The sequence below is a fragment of the Bythopirellula polymerisocia genome (assembly GCF_007860015.1).
In the GTDB taxonomy this organism is placed as follows: domain Bacteria; phylum Planctomycetota; class Planctomycetia; order Pirellulales; family Lacipirellulaceae; genus Bythopirellula; species Bythopirellula polymerisocia.
Map to the genome: position 1 here is coordinate 430,965 of NZ_SJPS01000004.1, position 16,611 is coordinate 447,575.

Annotated in this window: 10 protein-coding genes; 4 read left to right on the top strand and 6 right to left on the bottom strand. The window is 53.0% G+C overall.

What is annotated here, in order from left to right; genetic code table 11:
* Positions 1 to 38: 38 nt before the first annotated feature.
* On the bottom strand, positions 39 to 2,357 hold the full coding sequence (locus tag Pla144_RS14575) for a DUF11 domain-containing protein (RefSeq protein ID WP_146451412.1): 2,319 nt from the start codon (positions 2,355 to 2,357) through the stop codon (positions 39 to 41).
* 419 nt (positions 2,358 to 2,776) lie between these two features.
* Here Pla144_RS14575 and Pla144_RS14585 point away from each other — a divergent pair, with 419 nt between their 5' ends.
* Positions 2,777 to 4,276 carry a DUF1598 domain-containing protein gene (locus tag Pla144_RS14585; protein WP_197530698.1) on the top strand — a complete coding sequence of 500 codons (1,500 nt, stop codon included), beginning with the start codon at positions 2,777 to 2,779 and terminating at the stop codon, positions 4,274 to 4,276.
* Here the strand turns inward: Pla144_RS14585 and Pla144_RS14590 are convergent.
* Together Pla144_RS14590 and Pla144_RS14595 are read right to left on the bottom strand one after the other, a co-directional pair.
* Positions 4,273 to 5,643 carry a glycerate kinase type-2 family protein gene (locus Pla144_RS14590; RefSeq protein ID WP_146451414.1) on the bottom strand — a complete coding sequence of 457 codons (1,371 nt, stop codon included), beginning with the start codon at positions 5,641 to 5,643 and terminating at the stop codon, positions 4,273 to 4,275. The genes Pla144_RS14585 and Pla144_RS14590 overlap by 4 nt on opposite strands.
* 87 nt (positions 5,644 to 5,730) lie before the next feature.
* Positions 5,731 to 8,397, bottom strand: coding sequence for a hypothetical protein (locus tag Pla144_RS14595; RefSeq protein ID WP_146451415.1), 2,667 nt, complete (start codon positions 8,395 to 8,397; stop codon positions 5,731 to 5,733).
* A gap of 500 nt (positions 8,398 to 8,897) precedes the next feature.
* Between Pla144_RS14595 and Pla144_RS14600 the strand changes: the two genes are divergently transcribed.
* Positions 8,898 to 9,185 (top strand): transcriptional regulator, encoded by a 288-nt coding sequence (locus Pla144_RS14600; RefSeq protein ID WP_146451416.1) that lies wholly within the window; start codon positions 8,898 to 8,900, stop codon positions 9,183 to 9,185.
* A 384-nt stretch (positions 9,186 to 9,569) separates the two neighbouring features.
* Entirely contained in the window at positions 9,570 to 11,030 is a 1,461-nt protein-coding gene (locus Pla144_RS14605) for a protein kinase domain-containing protein (RefSeq protein ID WP_146451417.1), read from the top strand.
* A gap of 90 nt (positions 11,031 to 11,120) precedes the next feature.
* On the opposite strand, the gene Pla144_RS14610 is transcribed toward Pla144_RS14605, so the two are convergent.
* The 3 genes from Pla144_RS14610 to Pla144_RS14620 form a co-directional block, all read right to left on the bottom strand.
* Entirely contained in the window at positions 11,121 to 12,191 is a 1,071-nt protein-coding gene (locus Pla144_RS14610; RefSeq protein ID WP_146451418.1) for an NAD(P)/FAD-dependent oxidoreductase, read from the bottom strand.
* A 32-nt stretch (positions 12,192 to 12,223) separates the two neighbouring features.
* Positions 12,224 to 13,036 (bottom strand): hypothetical protein, encoded by an 813-nt coding sequence (locus Pla144_RS14615; RefSeq protein ID WP_146451419.1) that lies wholly within the window; start codon positions 13,034 to 13,036, stop codon positions 12,224 to 12,226.
* Positions 13,037 to 13,207: 171 nt separating this feature from the next.
* Positions 13,208 to 14,257, bottom strand: a complete 1,050-nt coding sequence (locus tag Pla144_RS14620) for a hypothetical protein (RefSeq protein WP_146451420.1) — start codon at positions 14,255 to 14,257, stop codon at positions 13,208 to 13,210.
* Between the two features lie 289 nt (positions 14,258 to 14,546).
* Here Pla144_RS14620 and Pla144_RS14625 point away from each other — a divergent pair, with 289 nt between their 5' ends.
* Entirely contained in the window at positions 14,547 to 16,586 is a 2,040-nt protein-coding gene (locus tag Pla144_RS14625; RefSeq protein WP_231936375.1) for a PTS sugar transporter subunit IIA, read from the top strand.
* Positions 16,587 to 16,611: the final 25 nt, after the last annotated feature.

Here is a 16,611-nt window from a genome sequence, read left to right on the forward strand (position 1 = left end):
GTTTTGAGGGATGAGGGAAAAGCCATTTCCCGAGCGAATTAGAAGCCAACGATTTCTACTTGCTCGGTCTTTTGGATTCCTTGGGGAAAATTCTTGCTAACCACCTCGGCGGTAATGTTTACGATACCTGCCTTGAGTACTGAGGTCGTGACAGTAAAACTTAGCCGTTCATTGGCGCGGATACTGGCGACAGGATTGAACCCTAGTTCATTTCCATTGAGTTGCCCAGCCACAACTGACTGCAGCGTGGCCATGTCTGGGATTATCTCTGGAGGGAACAACACACGCAGTTGTATCTGCTCGTCCGTGTTGTTTGTGCTATTCTCGACAAAGAATTGATACGTTGCGCGGCTGCCTGCAAGTGGTTTCTTGTTGTAAGGCGAGATCGAAAGTCGTAAGCCCCCAGCAGAACCAGCGGGAGGAACGACATCGGCCGTGCCGCCCGTTTCTGGATTGCGAGCGTCAACGATCTCGAGACAATGGTCGTCCGCACTAGGAACCATGCCAATTCCAGGCCCTCCGTCAGCCTCGACTTGAGCTATGCTACAAGCCCGCTGCTTTCTGGCCTGACCAACACACTCCACCTCGAAACGCTCAGTTGCACCTACTTCCAAGCGAGGGATTTGCCAAAGAAAGGTTGGTTTGTTGCCGGAATTAGGGATCTCCCTGAAGTTGGGTGTGAGCGGCTTCGCCAGGAAGACACTGTCATATTCGTCTAATACTTGTACATTCGAGAGGGGAACAGCACCTGTGTTCTTTACCGATAGCGTGAATAGTGTTGTTTTTCCTACCATGACTTGCCTTACTCCGTCCTTGCGGACTTCCAAACCCGAGTTCGCTTGAGTTGCAGATGGGACCACGTCCACGCATACGCGTTTTGAGGCTTCGGACCCTTCCCGACAACGGACTATTATATCGTGGCACAGGTTCCCTGCGCGGACGATTTCAAAGGTGATGTACTCAGTATGTGACTGCCCCGGGCCAAGTGTGATGGAGAGAGGTTTGTCGATATTGCGAGATCCCAAATTGTCGTTGGGATGGCGAAAACCCTCGTCAAAGCGATCGTTAATTGTAATTCCCGTCGCGGCGGCATTGCCTCGATTGCGAATCACTACTTCAAACCGTGCTTCCCCTCCCACCTGACCAGTTTGCTCTCCTTGGACTTCCAATTCTAAGTTGGGTCGTTGCACCACGGCAGGTTCAGCTGGTGTGATTGGGGTGGTTTCTCCGTTGCCGGGAGTTGGAAAGGAGGGGGAAGGAGTACCGAGGTCGTCTGCCGGTGGAAGATAAGTGCTGCTGCCATCCCAAACTACATTAGTCGCACCGTTTGCCACTACCAAGCGAGGCATATCGCTTCCAGCGAACCGAGCTGGTCGGACAATCTGCATGTTGATGCGGGTCATATTCCCCGCTCCACCAGTCGGTGTGACATCGATACTCGCGTTGCCATCGGCACCGGTAGGAACTTCGACTGCCTGACCGGATTGTCCCCCGGAAAGTGCTCCGCCTCCTTCGGCTACTTCGTAACGCACAAGCCAACCTTCCAGCGGTGTACCGTCTGATTGACGACGGACGTTGGTGGTAAGAATCCGTGAGGAACCTCCAGATACGCTTGAAGCGGGGAAAGTCCACTGCACGTCGACCCAATAGATAGTAGCGCTAGCACGGCGCTGGGGCCAGCCGTCGACCACGGGTGCCACGGCCGTCACGTGGCTGGAGCCTTCCACGGGAGAAGTGATACTCGCCCAAGCGTGGCCTGGCTCGATCTCGACATCGTCACTGGGGTCCTCCGTGCCGCGGTTTATCGTCATCGGGACCTTGGCGGTGTAACCGATGCCAAACTGGTTATCTATTTTTTTCGGTTTATTCCACGGCAAGAGAGGATTGCGGCAGTACCCCTTACCCCCCAGTTCGACGATTTCGCCGGCATTTTGCCGTGCAACAAGCCACTCGATTTTTTGGTCAGTCACCAGATAGTTGCTATCCGTGCAAATGCCCGCTTTCAAAATCACTTCGCTGCCTATAGGCGCAAGCACTCGTTCAGGCGAAATGGTAAGCGTCTCTGGAGCGACAGTATTTCCAGGCTGAACTGGGGCACCGAAAGTACTAGCCGCTGCGGCACTGGCAGTGGGCATCGTGGCCTGGGGAAATACTGGATCGGTGAAGACAGGGGGAGCAACGGGGTTCCCTATCGCCGGAGCGGCTAGGACCGCAGAGGTTGCTTCCTGATTTGGCCAAATAAAAAATCGTTCTCCTGAGGGGTCGATGCGAGGCAGACAAGCGCAGCCGCTAACAACGAGTGCTGCAAGGGCGAGCACTAGCTTTGGCGTGGAACTTATTAAGCGTGGTCTGTCCATGGAGAATCTGAATCTCAGTACGACCCGTTGCTGCACTGGTTCAATGCCCAGCCCGGCACGGATTATCTAACTGATAAAATCTAACGCCTGCAGGGCGAAGCGTTGCCATAAAGCATCATTCGCGATGAGTTTACGCCACATTCCTGGCATGGTTTGGCGGTTGGGGGGGACACGCCGAAAGGGCCGAATATGGCGATTTCAGCGAGAAAAACTCTCGATCCGCTCAACGCCGGGGGGGCATCTGCCAAAGAAACTCGGGGGCTACAATTCCTTGCTTCTCTCGGAATCCCCAATTACGATAAAGGTGGGCCCCAATTGCCTGTTCCGCCGACTTTTAGTAGTCGCTCGGGATGAGACTCTAGTGGGACTCTTGAAATCCTTCGGAACAGACTCTTTCGCTTGATAGCTTTGAGGTACCCATGCGAACATCGTTGAACTCATTTCGCCGAGGCATCTATTCTGCCCTCGTCTTAGCTCTTGGGCTGTTGGCAACTGCCAGCCTGCAAATCTCCAATGGACAGGGTACAGGTGGAGGTACAGGCGGAGGTACAGGTGGAGGCACAGGTGGAGGTACAGGTGGAGGCACAGGTGGAGGCACAGGTGGAGGCACAGGTACTGGCAATGGTACTGGCTTGATTGCTGCTGGCGTGGCAGTGGATGCCAATGGTGTGCTCCAGCGGCTCACAAGTGGTGATCCCAACGGATTTCTTTCCCGTGAGCGTGCCGCACAAGCTTTGGCTTCTTTGGATGCTGATATTGCAAAACCGAGCAAGCTGCGCAAGGTTTCACTCACGCGACTAGCCCGTTTGACTCAGCAAGCAATTAGCGAAGGGCATGGACCTGATGAAGCCATGAAATGCCTCGCGGGTCTCACACGCATCAAGTATGTGTTTTACTATCCAGAATCAAAGGACATCGTTATTGCTGGTCCTGCCGAGGGTTGGATGCAGGACTACGCTGGCCGCCTAGTTGGCATCGAGAGTGGACAGCCTATTCTCGAACTCGAAGAGTTGATCGTGGCGCTGCGTACATTCCCACCAAGCAAGAATTCCAATCCGATTGTTTATTGCTCGATTGACGCAACTGATGAAGGGCTAGTTCGGATGCAACAGTTCCTCAGCTCAATCGGTCGGCAAATTGGCCCTGGCGACGAGCAGTACATAGTCAACGGTCTGCAAGAAAGCCTTGGATTACAACTGGTCACTGTAGGTGGAATTCCCGCGACGACTCGTTTTGCTCGCATCATGGTCGAAGCCGACTATCGCATGAAACTCATCGGTATCGGGCTGGAGGAACCTGCCGCCCGAATTCGGAGTTACATCTCGCTGGCAAATTTCGGTGCCATGGCTCGTAACGCGATGTGTCGTTGGTGGTTTGTGCCGGACTATCAACGGATTCGTACGTCTGAAGATGGCCTCGCTGCCGAATTGGTTGGTAACGGTGTGAAACTGATTGGTGAAGATGAAGTCGTGAGTTCCAGTGGGCAGCGCCAACAAGCCGGCAGACAGAATCGAGCTAGCGAACGCTTTACCAAGGGTTTTACTGATCACTATGGACAATTGGCCGAGCGTGATCCAGTTTATGCACAGCTTCGCAACTGCATCGACATGTTGGTCGTCGCGGCCCTGATACAGAAGAATGATTATTACGGGCAGGCCGATTGGGATCTCTCCGTCTTGGGGGACGAAAAGGCATATCCTGTGGAGACTTACAATGCACCAGAGAAGGTTGCCTCTGCAGTGAATAGTATCTGGAAGGGGTCTCATTTAGCGACCCCGGTTGGTGGTGGTGTGCAGATTGACGCCAGCCAAGCCATGGATGCCGACAATCTCCTGGATGATGAAGCTGGGTCAGTCGCCGCCGCCCGTGCTGAGATAAAGCTCGGTGACCTCCCGGCAGACCAATGGTGGTGGGACTAACAACCGCTTGTACCTTGGCGAGCAACCGTGACTACGCGCAGATCGCAGACATTGGTTTGCGTCGGCCCAGTTTTGAGTAAGCCACCCACTGCTTCGAAGAAGTGATAGGCGTCATTGCGCCTGAGGAACTCTGCTGGCTCTAATCCCAGTTTGTTCGCTCGCTCTGCGATTTCTTCGTCCACGATCGCTCCCGCGGCGTCAGTGGGTCCATCTTCGCCATCTGTGCCTCCCGCCACGAGGCTGAGTCCCCGCCAATCAGCGATTGCATCCAACATCGCCAGTGCGAGTTGCTGGTTGCGTCCTCCTAGTCCTCGCTCACTTGAGGGACACAATTTGACGGTCGGTTCCCCCCCAGAGATTAGGCAATCTGGACCTTCTTGCCCTCGCATAGAGAGCGCCATGGTGGCGACATGCGCCGCAACTTGTTCTGCAGATCCTTCGGATTCGCTGGCAGATATCATCGCATGGCTATAGCCCAATCGCTCTGCTTCGCAACCGGCCCCATCGACCGCCGTGGCGTTGTTGCCGATGACGATATTCGATACCGAACATTGATGCGTGACATCGGATGATGGTGCCAATTTCTCTTTCTTTTCAAGCAATAGAATTGCCTTCTGCGCCGCAGGTTGATCTTGGACTCCCAAGTCGTGCAAGACTTGAATTGCTAGATCGGGAGTCGATTTGCGGAGCACGGTCGGCCCTGATGCGATGGTCTCGAGATCGTCCCCTAAGACATCCGAAAGAATAAGAGTTACCAACTGACCCGCCCGGCAGGCACGTGCCAGCCCTCCTCCTTTCACTCGACTCAACTCGCGTCGCACAGCGTTAAGTTGGTGAATATTTCCTCCGCTGGCCGAGATTTCACGAATCAGTTCACATTTCTCTGCGAGGGATAATCCTTGAATAGGCGCTGGCAAAAGGGCCGAGCCTCCCCCTGTGAGCAAGCAGATACACAAATCATCCGGACCAAGGTCTGCAACTATTTCGAGTATTCTTTCTGTCCCGAACGCTCCCGCTTCCCTGGGCTCGTTCACCCCCGTAGGACGTGCCTGATGCAAATGAATCGACTTGGCCGGCAGCAGAGTCTCGTCTGGGATATTCACCCAGCCGGCTACATTTTTCTCGTGTAGCACTTGGTCGCCTAGGGCTTTCTCTAGGGCGACGGCCAACGAAGCCCCCGCTTTGCCGGCACCTACGACTGCAATGTTATTGATGGAACCGAGGTCAAATTCTTGATTGCCCAATAATAGTGTGCGACCCTCCACTGCAACATAATCTGGAATTAGGGTTGATGGCTGCACAGCCGCCACGCCGGCATGCCAAATCCTCAGAGCATCATCGCGGAGTTTCGCAGCTTGACGTTTCATCAACTCAGTTTGGCAGCAGATCGCAGAGAAAACAATTATCAGATTGAGAATAGCAGCCGGCGAATAGGGAAGTTTTCATGCGTAAAGTTATCGTCGTGGCCTTTCCAGTGACTCCGGCTTGCCTGCCAACTCTCGAGGAAGTTGTAGCTTCCGCACTACCAAATTATCCACCTGCGCTTTACCTATACCCGAAAGGGCCAGAGAAACAGTCAGACTGGTATCGGAGGGCACGCATCGGAGAATACGGAATGGTTGCCAACTTGGGGCAATTTGGATGCGCGTGGCCATCCCCGGCCCTCCCAATGAATCAATGATTTCTAGGCCGTCAACTGTGCCGATCAATTCTTCTGGGACGCGTGCCATCCCTATTATTTCCACGATCTCTCCAGCTTTGACCCTCATCGGTGCCGAGGAAATCCAGACTGGTGCTGTGGGAACGACAGAGATTGGCTGGCTGGGATCAAGTGACTTGGCTTCCAGTTCCAGGCAATACGACCCGGAATAGGGGGCGTCCGGCGAAAGTCGCACAGCAGAGGTGATCCCTAATAATGGTAGTTGTTTGTGTCGCCAGCCTTGGTCGAGCAGCGGTTGAAGGGCTTCAAATTCCCCTCCCGCAAGCAACTCCGATTGAACCGTTGCGCGGGAGAGCGAATCCTGCATTCGTCTTTCAGCTGCAATCGACGTGACGCTGAAGATCAGTGGAGTCGTGACTTGTCCGGGTTGCCCCTGGTTTCGCAAGACGTACTCAATTTGCGAAAGAGTTCGCTCGATGTTTTGCGTCCGCCGATAGGACTGCTCCGCAAATCCACGCTTGAGATCCATACCGCAAGCAAGTAATTCGCCTTCCGCACGAGACAACAACGGTTTCACGATGCTGGTCTCATCGAGATTCTCCTCTTTGCCGACTTCGACAAGTTCCTGCATTCGCTGGGTAACAATGTCGTGGCGGAGTTGCGCAGCGCGACCGGCGATGCTACGCAAGAACTGGGAAACATGCGAGAATGCTTGCGGATCGCTGGTGAGCATGATCAGGCCGTCAGGTGGAAGCGAGTCGACCGAGATTTTTATGCCACCAGTTACCCGTTCGTGGCGTACCCGTTCAGCACCTGCCAGTGATAGCAAATACACGTCGGCTGACTCGGCTACTCCCGGCACAATGAACGAAACAGGCCCAGATACTTGGGATTCTTGTTGAGAGCGGAAATTTCGCGACCATCCCATGGGCATCAGCAGATGGCTCCGCTCGGCTTGCAACATAACCGCCGACACCACGGGGGGCGTGCCGCGAACAACACCAGCCACCTTGCCTGCAGCGAGCCAGGGGGTGAGTAGTCGTAGCCGCAGATTCATTAATTCCAAGTTGCGCGCCCTTTGGCGAGTGTGTGGGTCGGGAGCGGTGAGAGAAGATTGCGATTCAAAAAAGAAGTCTCGGCTGCGGATACTCATGGCCGCCGAAGTGATCGCGGCAAGTTGCTCGTAAGATGCACCTGCGGGTGGAACCTGAATACTGGACCCCTGAAGTGCCTCAATTTGATGAGCCCGCTGCAGGCTAATTTGCGAGGGTACCATCGTCCACAAGGGAGTTCCTGGTCTTGCCAGTCGCTGGCGTTGGCCCAGCCAGGTTACATAGTCCCGCAACGTCAGATCTGTGCCCAAGATGTCACGCCCGAGCAAAAGAGCATCCGTTGCCCGACTCACATCACGCGTCAATTGCTCACAGGTCATCACAGTCGTCCGCGAGGTGACGGGGTCATGCTGGCGAATAAGTTGTTTTAAGCGAATAACCTGGTCCAGATCATCGGCTGCGACAAGACTTCCTAGATCCCACGCCAGGACATAGTCCCACGATTGGTCTCGAAGTTCTCTGGCCAGAAGATCGGAGGGAGGTGGAGGGCACACGATCGCTAGATCGAGGCGATGGGCCTCTTTGCGTTCAACTGCTGTCGCCGGTCGCGCAAGCCAGATTGTATTGAACCCTAAACTCTTGAGATACTCAAAAGGCTCACCTTGCCAACGAATGATTCGTTGTATCTGTGAGGGAGAATGGGCAGTGCTTCGTCGAGTGAGTTTTTCCTGAGGACTCGCATTGGCTTGGTCTGTCGCAGGCTCGATTTCAGGTTCAACAAGAATCGATTCTGCTCCTGCTGGAGTGACGGCGGGATCATCATGGCGATCGATAAAGATTCCATCTAACTCAACCCGGTCCACTACGATTTCGGTTATGCCGGTGCCTCCGGGAATGAGAAATACGAGTTGGCGAACATAGGCTTCGCGTGGGTCAATCCGAGCCTCCGACCGAATTCGAGCTATGCGAGTCTGTCTATCCAATAGCTGAGGCAGATTCGCGAGGACAATTTGTTCGCCAGGGACCCCTGTGCTTAAATTGCTGCCCCGCAAAATTACCTCTCGGCTGCGACCAGTTTGAGGATCGACGCTGCGGGGAAGAACAACCTGGGCGGCTATCTGCACACCTGGCCGGTTGCATGAGATCGTAGTCGCGAGGACTAATTCAGCGATGACCGGGGCGCTCGGGAGTTCGAACAATAGCATGGCGGTTTCACCGGCAGGACCTTGCAGTTTGACAACCTCGGCACCCGTACCTGTGAGATGCTCGTCCCGTTCGACATACTGGCTGACCACACGAAAATCGGTTTTTTCAACCAGTCGCAATACGGGCTGATCGCTATCCATTTCGTCCAGGAATGCCGGCTCAGCACCGCATATCGACCCTAGCATGGAGAAGGAGATGATCAAGCAAGAGATCGATCTCTGCAGCCAAGTGTTTGGCGCGAGTCTCAACGCAAGCTGGAAGTCTTTGTCAGGCCAAGCTATGCAGCCTCGGAGCATTCCAAATTGTGGCCTTCGATGAATCATTTGGGTAAAATTCAGACGAGCATCGGTTCCTTCTGGAGGATGTTCCAGAACTCAGTCACCATTCTGGCCGAGACTAGCGGTTTCTTGCGTGTAACTGTCGGCTCGCAAGGACGCCGTGTTGCTGAAATCCAACACCATGGAATCAGCCACTATTTGCTGTAAGTCCAGCTTGTATCAGGAGTTCCGTTGATTTACCAGTTCAATCCGAAGCGAGAAATAAACGTGCAGTCTGCCTGTCAGGAATCATCGAGGGGGAGCTTTTTGTGCCGTAAGTGTATTGAGGTTAATAGTTTGCGTCGATACCTGCGCCAGGTGCTTCGGCATTGGTATGCGCTCTGCTCAATGACAACTCAACCCCCCCTTTTCTTCGGAGACAGAACATGAGCAGCATCCAGAACCCCTCCCTATCGACGGTCGAAACCGTACCAGCCGATCTGCAAAGGCTCGCCGAGGCGATCAGTAATCTCCCCTCTGAACAGGCGGTTCAATTGGCTCCGCTGATTGACGCCGTGATCGAAAGCACATGCCGGCGGCGGCGGATTCTCACTTTAGTCCAAGATGCCCTGGGCCAACTCCGATTGGACATGAAATACCTGATGTTCGACCTCGAAGCCACCCGACGTGAAAGGGACGACTATCACGCAAAACTCGAGGAGTTCGAGAACTAATCCAGGCAGAATCTCCCAGGAATAGCAAGATATCCTTGGGTTTTGCCTTGCTGGTAGACCTATATCTCAGCTACAGGACCGGCTGCCCCATCTTCGTGACGATATGCTAGTCCCTTCAAATCTGGTAGAATTAGGGTTGGATTTAGATCTTAAGTAAAATTTCACAGTCCCCCCCTACATGGTGGAATAGTCGGTAGTTCTGAGCAGTTTGATTCGTGTGCAAGAAGCTTTTCCAGGTTGACAAGACAGCAAGTGCTTTTGGCGCCGGCTGTCGCAGGTTGTTACTGATTGGCGGGCGGAAACTCGTGAATTGGGCCTGCCACATCAACTTCTCTGGACCTGACGATACGGACTGGATTACCCGGACTGGGGCGATTGCGCGCTATGGTCACTGATCAGACTGCCGAAAAGCTGGCACAACGCGCGCTGGATGTCAACATTGTCACGCAAGAAGAATTGCGTGGCGTTTGGAATGTGCTTGGCACACAGGATCTTGATTACGAGCAATTCAAACAACTTCTTGTGCGACAGGGACTGCTCACCAATTTTCAGCTTGAACGACTTGAACAAGGCTACCGCACCGGGTTTGTCTACGGCGACTACAAGGTTCTCTATCTGGTTGGAGCTGGCACCTTCGCTCGTGTCTACCGTGCAGCCCATCGAGTAACCAACGAACTGTTCGCCCTAAAGGTTCTTCGCAAGAGCAAAAGCGAAATTCCCGCCGAGTCTGACCTCTTCCGTCGTGAAGGGGAATTGGGGATGCAGCTCAAGCATCCCAATATCGTGGCCATTCATGAGGTTTTTTCTAAAGGAAAAATTCACTATATCGTGATGGACTTTGTTGAAGGACATAACTTGCGCGATTTCTTTCGGGTGCGTGGTAAATTCGAACCTCTCGAAGCTGCCCGCATCGTCGAAGGGTTGGTCTCTGGGTTGAGTTATGCTTTCCAGCGCGGTATCACCCACCGCGACCTCAAAATGTCCAACGTCATTGTTTCAAGTGATGGAGTGGCCAAACTAGTCGATTTTGGCTTGGCTGGCTTGGGAGGTGACGAAGGAGGCGAAGCGGTAAACCCGCGGACGATCGATTATGCCGGGCTCGAACGGGCGACCAATGTTCGCAAAGATGATTTGCGGAGCGACATCTTCTTCGCTGGATGCATCTTCTACCAGCTCATGTGCGGCCAGTCTCCCATGTCCGAGAATCGTGACCGCACCAAGCGGCTGGACAAATCACGATTTCTCCATATCCGCCCAATTTCTGAGATTGATCCCAATCTCCCCCTAGCTTTGGTGCGAGTCGTCAACAAAGCAATGGAGCTGATTCCCGAGCGTCGTTATCAAACTCCGGGAGAGATGTTGGCCGATCTGAAGTTGGCTAGCAAGCGGGTCCGCGAAAATCGCGACCTGCCTGTAGCGGAGTTGGACATTGGCCCTCAAGAAGGGCACGATGCCAACGGTCAGCCTCGTAAGGTGATGATCGTGGAATCGGATACCAAGATGCAGAATGTCTTTCGCGAGCTCTTCAAGAAACAAGGATATCGCGTGCTGGTGACCAGTGATCCCGATCGACTTTTTCAGCGGTTCTATGAGGACAGCAATTTTGCAGACGTTGTACTCTTAAGTAGTGGCCATATCGGCAGAAGCGCCGTTGAGGCTTTCAACCGGTTTTCGGAAGAGTCCTCGACGAAGAATACACCTGTGGTGTTACTCTTAGGTGACAAACAGAAGAGCCTTCAGAAACAGGCAAAACCTGACGAGCGTCGCGTGGTAGTACAAATGCCTGTAAAGTCGAAGGAGCTGCGGCAAGCGATCTTGCAGCTATTGCCAACAGTCAGCCTCTAATTTCTGACTCAAAGCTGACGATTGATAGCCTGGAGCACTCCAGATGTGGCGGATTGAATTCTGTGAGCCGTATCGCTTTCAACTCCCACCTCACTTCGAAAATTTCGTACGTGCGGCCTGCGAAATCTTGTCGCCGATCATCGCGATCTTCTGATCTCGCAACCGTTTTTCATTAAGCCAATAAGGACTCGTGATTTCCTTAAAGGCATAGATCGCCGCTTGAATCCCCTCGGCCCAGGCGACCGTGATGAGCTTGATGTCGCCGTGAACGTCGCCGACAGCAAAGATGCCCCGCCGGCTGGTTTCAAAATAAGGATCTACAGCAATGCTACCGTCGTCGTTAAGCCGCAGATCAAGCCGTTGAAACGTCTCCTTTGCCGACAAGAATCCAATCTGCACGATGATGTACTCGGCTTGCAACTGGGTGCCATTTGTCAACTCCAAGGCGATTAACCCTTCGTGAAACCAGGCGCGAGATACTTCTGACGAGCAATGTACAATGCCTCCCGCCTGCTCTAGACGCTCGACACTGTCGGCCTTGGCAATAGGCGTTTCTTCGCGGACCACCAGATTGACCATGCCATGCCGTTCCTGGGCCATCACAGCCGCATCAAGGGCCGAGTCACCTCCTCCAACCACCACGACCGGTTGACCATCGTAGTCGCCGATCTTCGGTACCTTGTAAAACACTTTCTTTGATTCGAGCGAATCCACCACTGGCAGGGCCCGCGGATAGTGCAAGAGTCCACAGGCGATCAGCACCTTTCGGCAGAGGTAATTCCCATTCTTAGTGACCACCCGCTTGAGAACATCCCCCTTTTCTTCTTGGTCAGTATCGTCAATTGTGACCAATTCATCATTGAAGCGAAACTGGACCAGTGCATCGACTGCTTGGCGATAGGTGCGTTCAGAAAGCTCTTCGCCGCTAATGCCATCGGGAAATCCTGGGATGTCGACAATCTTCTTGTCGGCATACAAGAATTGCGGCTGCCCACCCGGCTTATCCTTGGCCTCGATCACCAGAGTCGTTAATCCTCGATGCGCGGTCGTAAGGCTGGCAGCCAGCCCAGCGGGTCCAGCACCAATGATTACCACATCCCAATAAGCGAGGCTGTCGAAATCCAAATCGTCTGCCAGCTCGGTAACTTTGAAATCTGCCATGAATAATTTCTCACTAAGATCAATGGACCGCGTCACACTTCTGGAGGTTCAGGGGCTTCTTCTTTTGGTTCTGACGTATCTAGACCGCGACGGTTCGCGCGACGTTCACGCCCTTCATTGCGACGTATACCTCGCTTGCCTCTCCCTGGTTCCTTCTCAAGCAAGGCGGCAGGCAAATCAAATTCCGCTCCCAATAGATTCTCCAGTTTTTGCAGTTGTTCAGGGGTGAGGATTTCACTCACCTCTTGTCTGGCTTCTGCCAAGGTTTGGGGCGCGCGACCCTGGGCCTCGCGCGCCTTGGCTCTGAGTTGTTTCTTTTGATCTGGAGTCAGATCGAGCGCCATCGCAATGTCGTTGCTGGTGAGAGCTGCGGCAGGACCGTTTTTGCGGAGCCCCAACTGCAAATCGATCTGCTTGAGCCGCTCCGATTGATCCTTGTTCAAAACGGTTTCCAACCGTTCATTGATTCGCTGGGCAATTTCACCCACCTTTTCGCGAAACTGCCCACGCTCTTCTGGATTCGCTTCCCGCAGTGACTGGAGTATCTGGCGAATTTCTTCGGCAAAGTCTTCTCGAATTTGTAAGGTAAATGATTCGAGCTGAGCGGCTTGCTCTCCCTCAACATTAAGCTCTTGCCTTATTGAATCGACCTGCAACAACGGCACCATTCCTAGCGCCTGTTTCCCCATTCGTCCACGGCCCAGGAAACCTTTCGGTGGTACCTGCTCTTTTTGCTGCACTGCAGGAGTGGGAATAGGCTCTTCATTTTGAGCCGCAACGAAGTGGGAGTTGTCCCCCCCGAAAGTAACCAACGCGATTAAGCTGACTAAGCATTTATTGATCATGGCATTGCTCCCTCTTCTCAATTTCACTGCACATCAAATCGCAACTAAGCTTCCATGCTACGCCGTATTGCAGAGATAGAACAGCGGTCCCGAATGCCGCAAAAAAATTCTGTCAGCCGCGACGCGGCTGTCGAGCCCTGCTCGACGGAGCGGAGAGTGCCCCACACGGCTTCAGTCACGTTTGGCACTTATCAATCCTAGATGGTCCTGGGCCTCAGGCCATGAAAGAGCTTCTTTGAGTTTTTCGCTCGGAACCTCAATAGCGGTGACCTCCTCAAGCGAAAACTGGTTTTCGAACTTCCCTTCAAGATAACCGAATGGAATTCGGGCAGCCATTTCTTCGGGTGGCAAACCTTTCTCGCGAGCAGGAATGAACAGCTCCCAGAATGAGTCTGGCGTTTTCACTGTAAGCAGTTTGTGAAATCGCTCTTGGATTTGCTTCCCGGCGAGGGTGTCTTCGGCATTACGCAGCACAAGAATCGCCTGGTAAGCGAGGGCCCGATTCCAGTGGTTTTCAGAAACGACGTAGTGTGAGAAGTGCAGGCGATCATCAAACCCCAAGCTCAGCGGGTTCGTCGGATCGGTCGGCAAGTTTTTTCCCGCTATCAAAAGCTGCTGCATCTTCCGGGCGTCTTGGTGGCGAATTGAGTAGATGAAATGCATACCACTAAACGGTGTCGCCCAACCATGTTCGCGCACAGAATCACGCAGTCGAATTATCACATCCCCATATCGCGGAGAACCATCAGGAGGCCCGACACTGGCAAACACGCAGTCAAAGGCACCGTACAACTCGTTTTCCAACGCGGGGGTCGTGTGAATAAGATGCTTGCCGATCCTCTCCTCTTCGTAGTAAGAAGAAAGCTGTTTGTTCTTCAAAACTGCGCGGAGGTCTTCAAAATGTAACCGCGTCACGATCGGAGCAGGAATGCTCTCAATTTTTGCTAACAGCTCCTGCTCTAGTTCTGTCAGTGGAGCTAGAAACAGCTCAAACTCGGCCATTGTGCACTTGGAACTGATCTTCATCCACTTGCGAATTGATCCTGCATCAAGCTCCCTGTGAAATGGTCTAGCATCGATTGCAGTTCTTCGCGCGGCGGCAATCGGTCCCCCACCCAACTCAGGGTCTGAAATGGACTGTTGCGATTCGGCCTGCCAGGGAAAAAGTAATCCTAGCGAAATTGTATAGAGAAGCCTCAAGGTTAGCGAATATTTTAACATGTCAGATTCTACGAGTGAGTGGCCAAAAATTCTCTCTGGCGCTATTGTAACAACCGACCAACATGAGGGTGAGTTTAAGTTGCCTGCTTCGTATGAGAATTGATGTCAAATTTAGAAACACTTCATGAAATGCTGATCTCCCAACACTCTAATTGAATCCAGGCAAGCAAGTCCCCTTGTGGCCTGCTATTTTTCTCTGCCGGGCAGCAAAACTGACTATGCTAGAAATTAAACTGCGGGTATCGTTGAAAGCAAGGTAAACCCACCTAGAGATCAGAAAGGGTCTATTTTGAAGAGATTGCTTGAAGCCTGTGATCAGGGTTTGCTTCTGCTCGACGTCTCCGCAGGGAGTCTCGATTCGGCAATTCAGCAAATGGTGGGCTTGTTAGTCCACAAAGGCCTTCTTGCTGCAACCGATGCAGGCGAGATGCTTTCCGCCCTGCGAGACCGTGAGCGATTGTCGGCTTCTGCGATCGGGCATGCAGTGGCCGTTCCACATTCTTATCTTTCTTGCCTCGAAAAGCCGTCGATCGTTATTGCCCGGCTTAAGCACGCGATCAACGCTGGTGCCCCTGACGGCCTGCCTACTCGGTTTATCTTTCTGCTAGTAGGACCAACTGGTGCAACAGCCGAACACTTGGATTCGCTGGCAAGTGTAGCCCGATTAATGGCGGATGGCGAATTCCGTTACCTTGCCCAAATAGCCAAGACACCGGCAGAATTTCGTGCAGCAGTAGCTTCCAGGTCTCAGGAAGAAATTGCACCTGTACCACCCAAGTCCGATGAGGGATTGCAATACAGCGGACGACTCCTGGGCGGTCTCATGGCGGACATCCGCCGACGCTTGCCTCACTATGCGAGTGATTTCCTGGATGGGTTGAATCGGAAATGTGTCGCATCAACGTTGTTCTTGTTCTTCGCCTGCATGGCCCCCACGATCATCTTTGGCGGCCTCATGGGCAAGTTAACGGATGGCCACATCGGAGCGGTAGAGCTGATCGTCGCTACTGCATTCTGTGGAGTTGTGTATGCCCTGTTTGCGGGCCAGCCACTTGCTCTGATTGGAGGCACGGGACCGATGCTTGCCTTCACCGCGATACTTTACGCGTACTGCGATTCACATGAGATACCTTTTCTCCCTACCTATACGTGGGTAGGAATTTGGACGGCAATTTTTGTCGTGATCATGGCCATTACCGACGCCAGTTGCTTGATGCGATTTTTCACGCGGTTTACCGACGAGATCTTTGCTGCACTAATCTCTTTGATTTTTATCTCGGAAGCCGTCAAAAACCTGATAGCAATTTATCACAGAGTCCCTGAGGCAGCTTCCCAGGGATATGGCATCGCCAACCTGTCTCTGCTTTTGGCGCTGGGAACCTTTTATGTTGCCATGAGTTTAAGTCGCTTTCGACATAGTCATCTCTTACTTCCGGCGGTACGAGAGTTTTTGGCAGATTTTGGACCTACCATTGCAATCGCTTCGATGGCTGCAATAGCGTATTTCGCCCGAGATGTCACGCCACTAGAACCGTTGCCGGCTCCTACGGCTTTTGGAACTACCTCTGGACGCCCTTGGCTTGTGCCGTTCTTAGACGCTCCCCAGTGGCTAATTTGGGCTACCATTGCCCCAGGGTTGCTGTGCAGTGTGTTAGTTTTTTTGGATCAGAACATCACCGTGCGATTGGTGAACAGTCCAGATAACCGTCTAAAAAAGGGTTCCTCCTATCATCTCGACCTGGGCATCGTTGGTGTTTTGATCGCGATTTGTTCAATATTTGGGTTGCCATGGTTGGTTGCCGCCACGGTGCGGTCCCTGAATCACTTGCGCAGTCTGGCAACCACAGAAGAGGTAATCGACAAGTCGGGCGTAGCACACACCCAGATTCTCCATGTCAGAGAGAACCGCATCACAGGCATTTCCATCCATATCCTCATTGGAATGTCCTTGCTTCTCCTGCCTGCTCTTCACTACATCCCTTTGGCAGTACTGTTCGGACTCTTTTTGTACATGGGGATCGTCTCGATGAGGGGCAACCAGTTCTTCCAACGGATTGGACTCTGGCTCACCGACCCGGCGCTTTATCCTTCGACTCACTATGTTCGCCGTGTATCAAAGAAGACGTTACACCTCTTTACACTTATTCAGTTTGCCTGCTTGGTCGTACTTTTGATTGTAAAGAGCAGCGTGTTCGGGATATTCTTTCCCTTGTTTATCGCATTGCTGGTCCCTTTCCGATACGCACTGGGCTATCTCTTTAGTGAGAAGGATTTGGCCGTTTTAGACGCCGAAGAGAATCCGATCGAAGAAGAAGAAACATGGTCGTAGTTGCTGCCGATAGCAAACGAATTGG

Excerpts from the sequence above, each read along its gene's own strand:
- Pla144_RS14600 (WP_146451416.1), top strand. The coding sequence starts at position 8,898 with ATGAGCAGCATCCAGAACCCCTCCCTATCGACGGTCGAAACCGTACCA.
- Pla144_RS14585 (WP_197530698.1), top strand. The coding sequence starts at position 2,777 with ATGCGAACATCGTTGAACTCATTTCGCCGAGGCATCTATTCTGCCCTC.
- Pla144_RS14575 (WP_146451412.1), bottom strand. The coding sequence starts at position 2,357 with ATGGACAGACCACGCTTAATAAGTTCCACGCCAAAGCTAGTGCTCGCC.
- Pla144_RS14620 (WP_146451420.1), bottom strand. The coding sequence starts at position 14,257 with ATGTTAAAATATTCGCTAACCTTGAGGCTTCTCTATACAATTTCGCTA.
- Pla144_RS14615 (WP_146451419.1), bottom strand. The coding sequence starts at position 13,036 with ATGATCAATAAATGCTTAGTCAGCTTAATCGCGTTGGTTACTTTCGGG.
- Pla144_RS14610 (WP_146451418.1), bottom strand. The coding sequence starts at position 12,191 with ATGGCAGATTTCAAAGTTACCGAGCTGGCAGACGATTTGGATTTCGAC.
- Pla144_RS14590 (WP_146451414.1), bottom strand. The coding sequence starts at position 5,643 with ATGAAACGTCAAGCTGCGAAACTCCGCGATGATGCTCTGAGGATTTGG.
- Pla144_RS14605 (WP_146451417.1), top strand. The coding sequence starts at position 9,570 with ATGGTCACTGATCAGACTGCCGAAAAGCTGGCACAACGCGCGCTGGAT.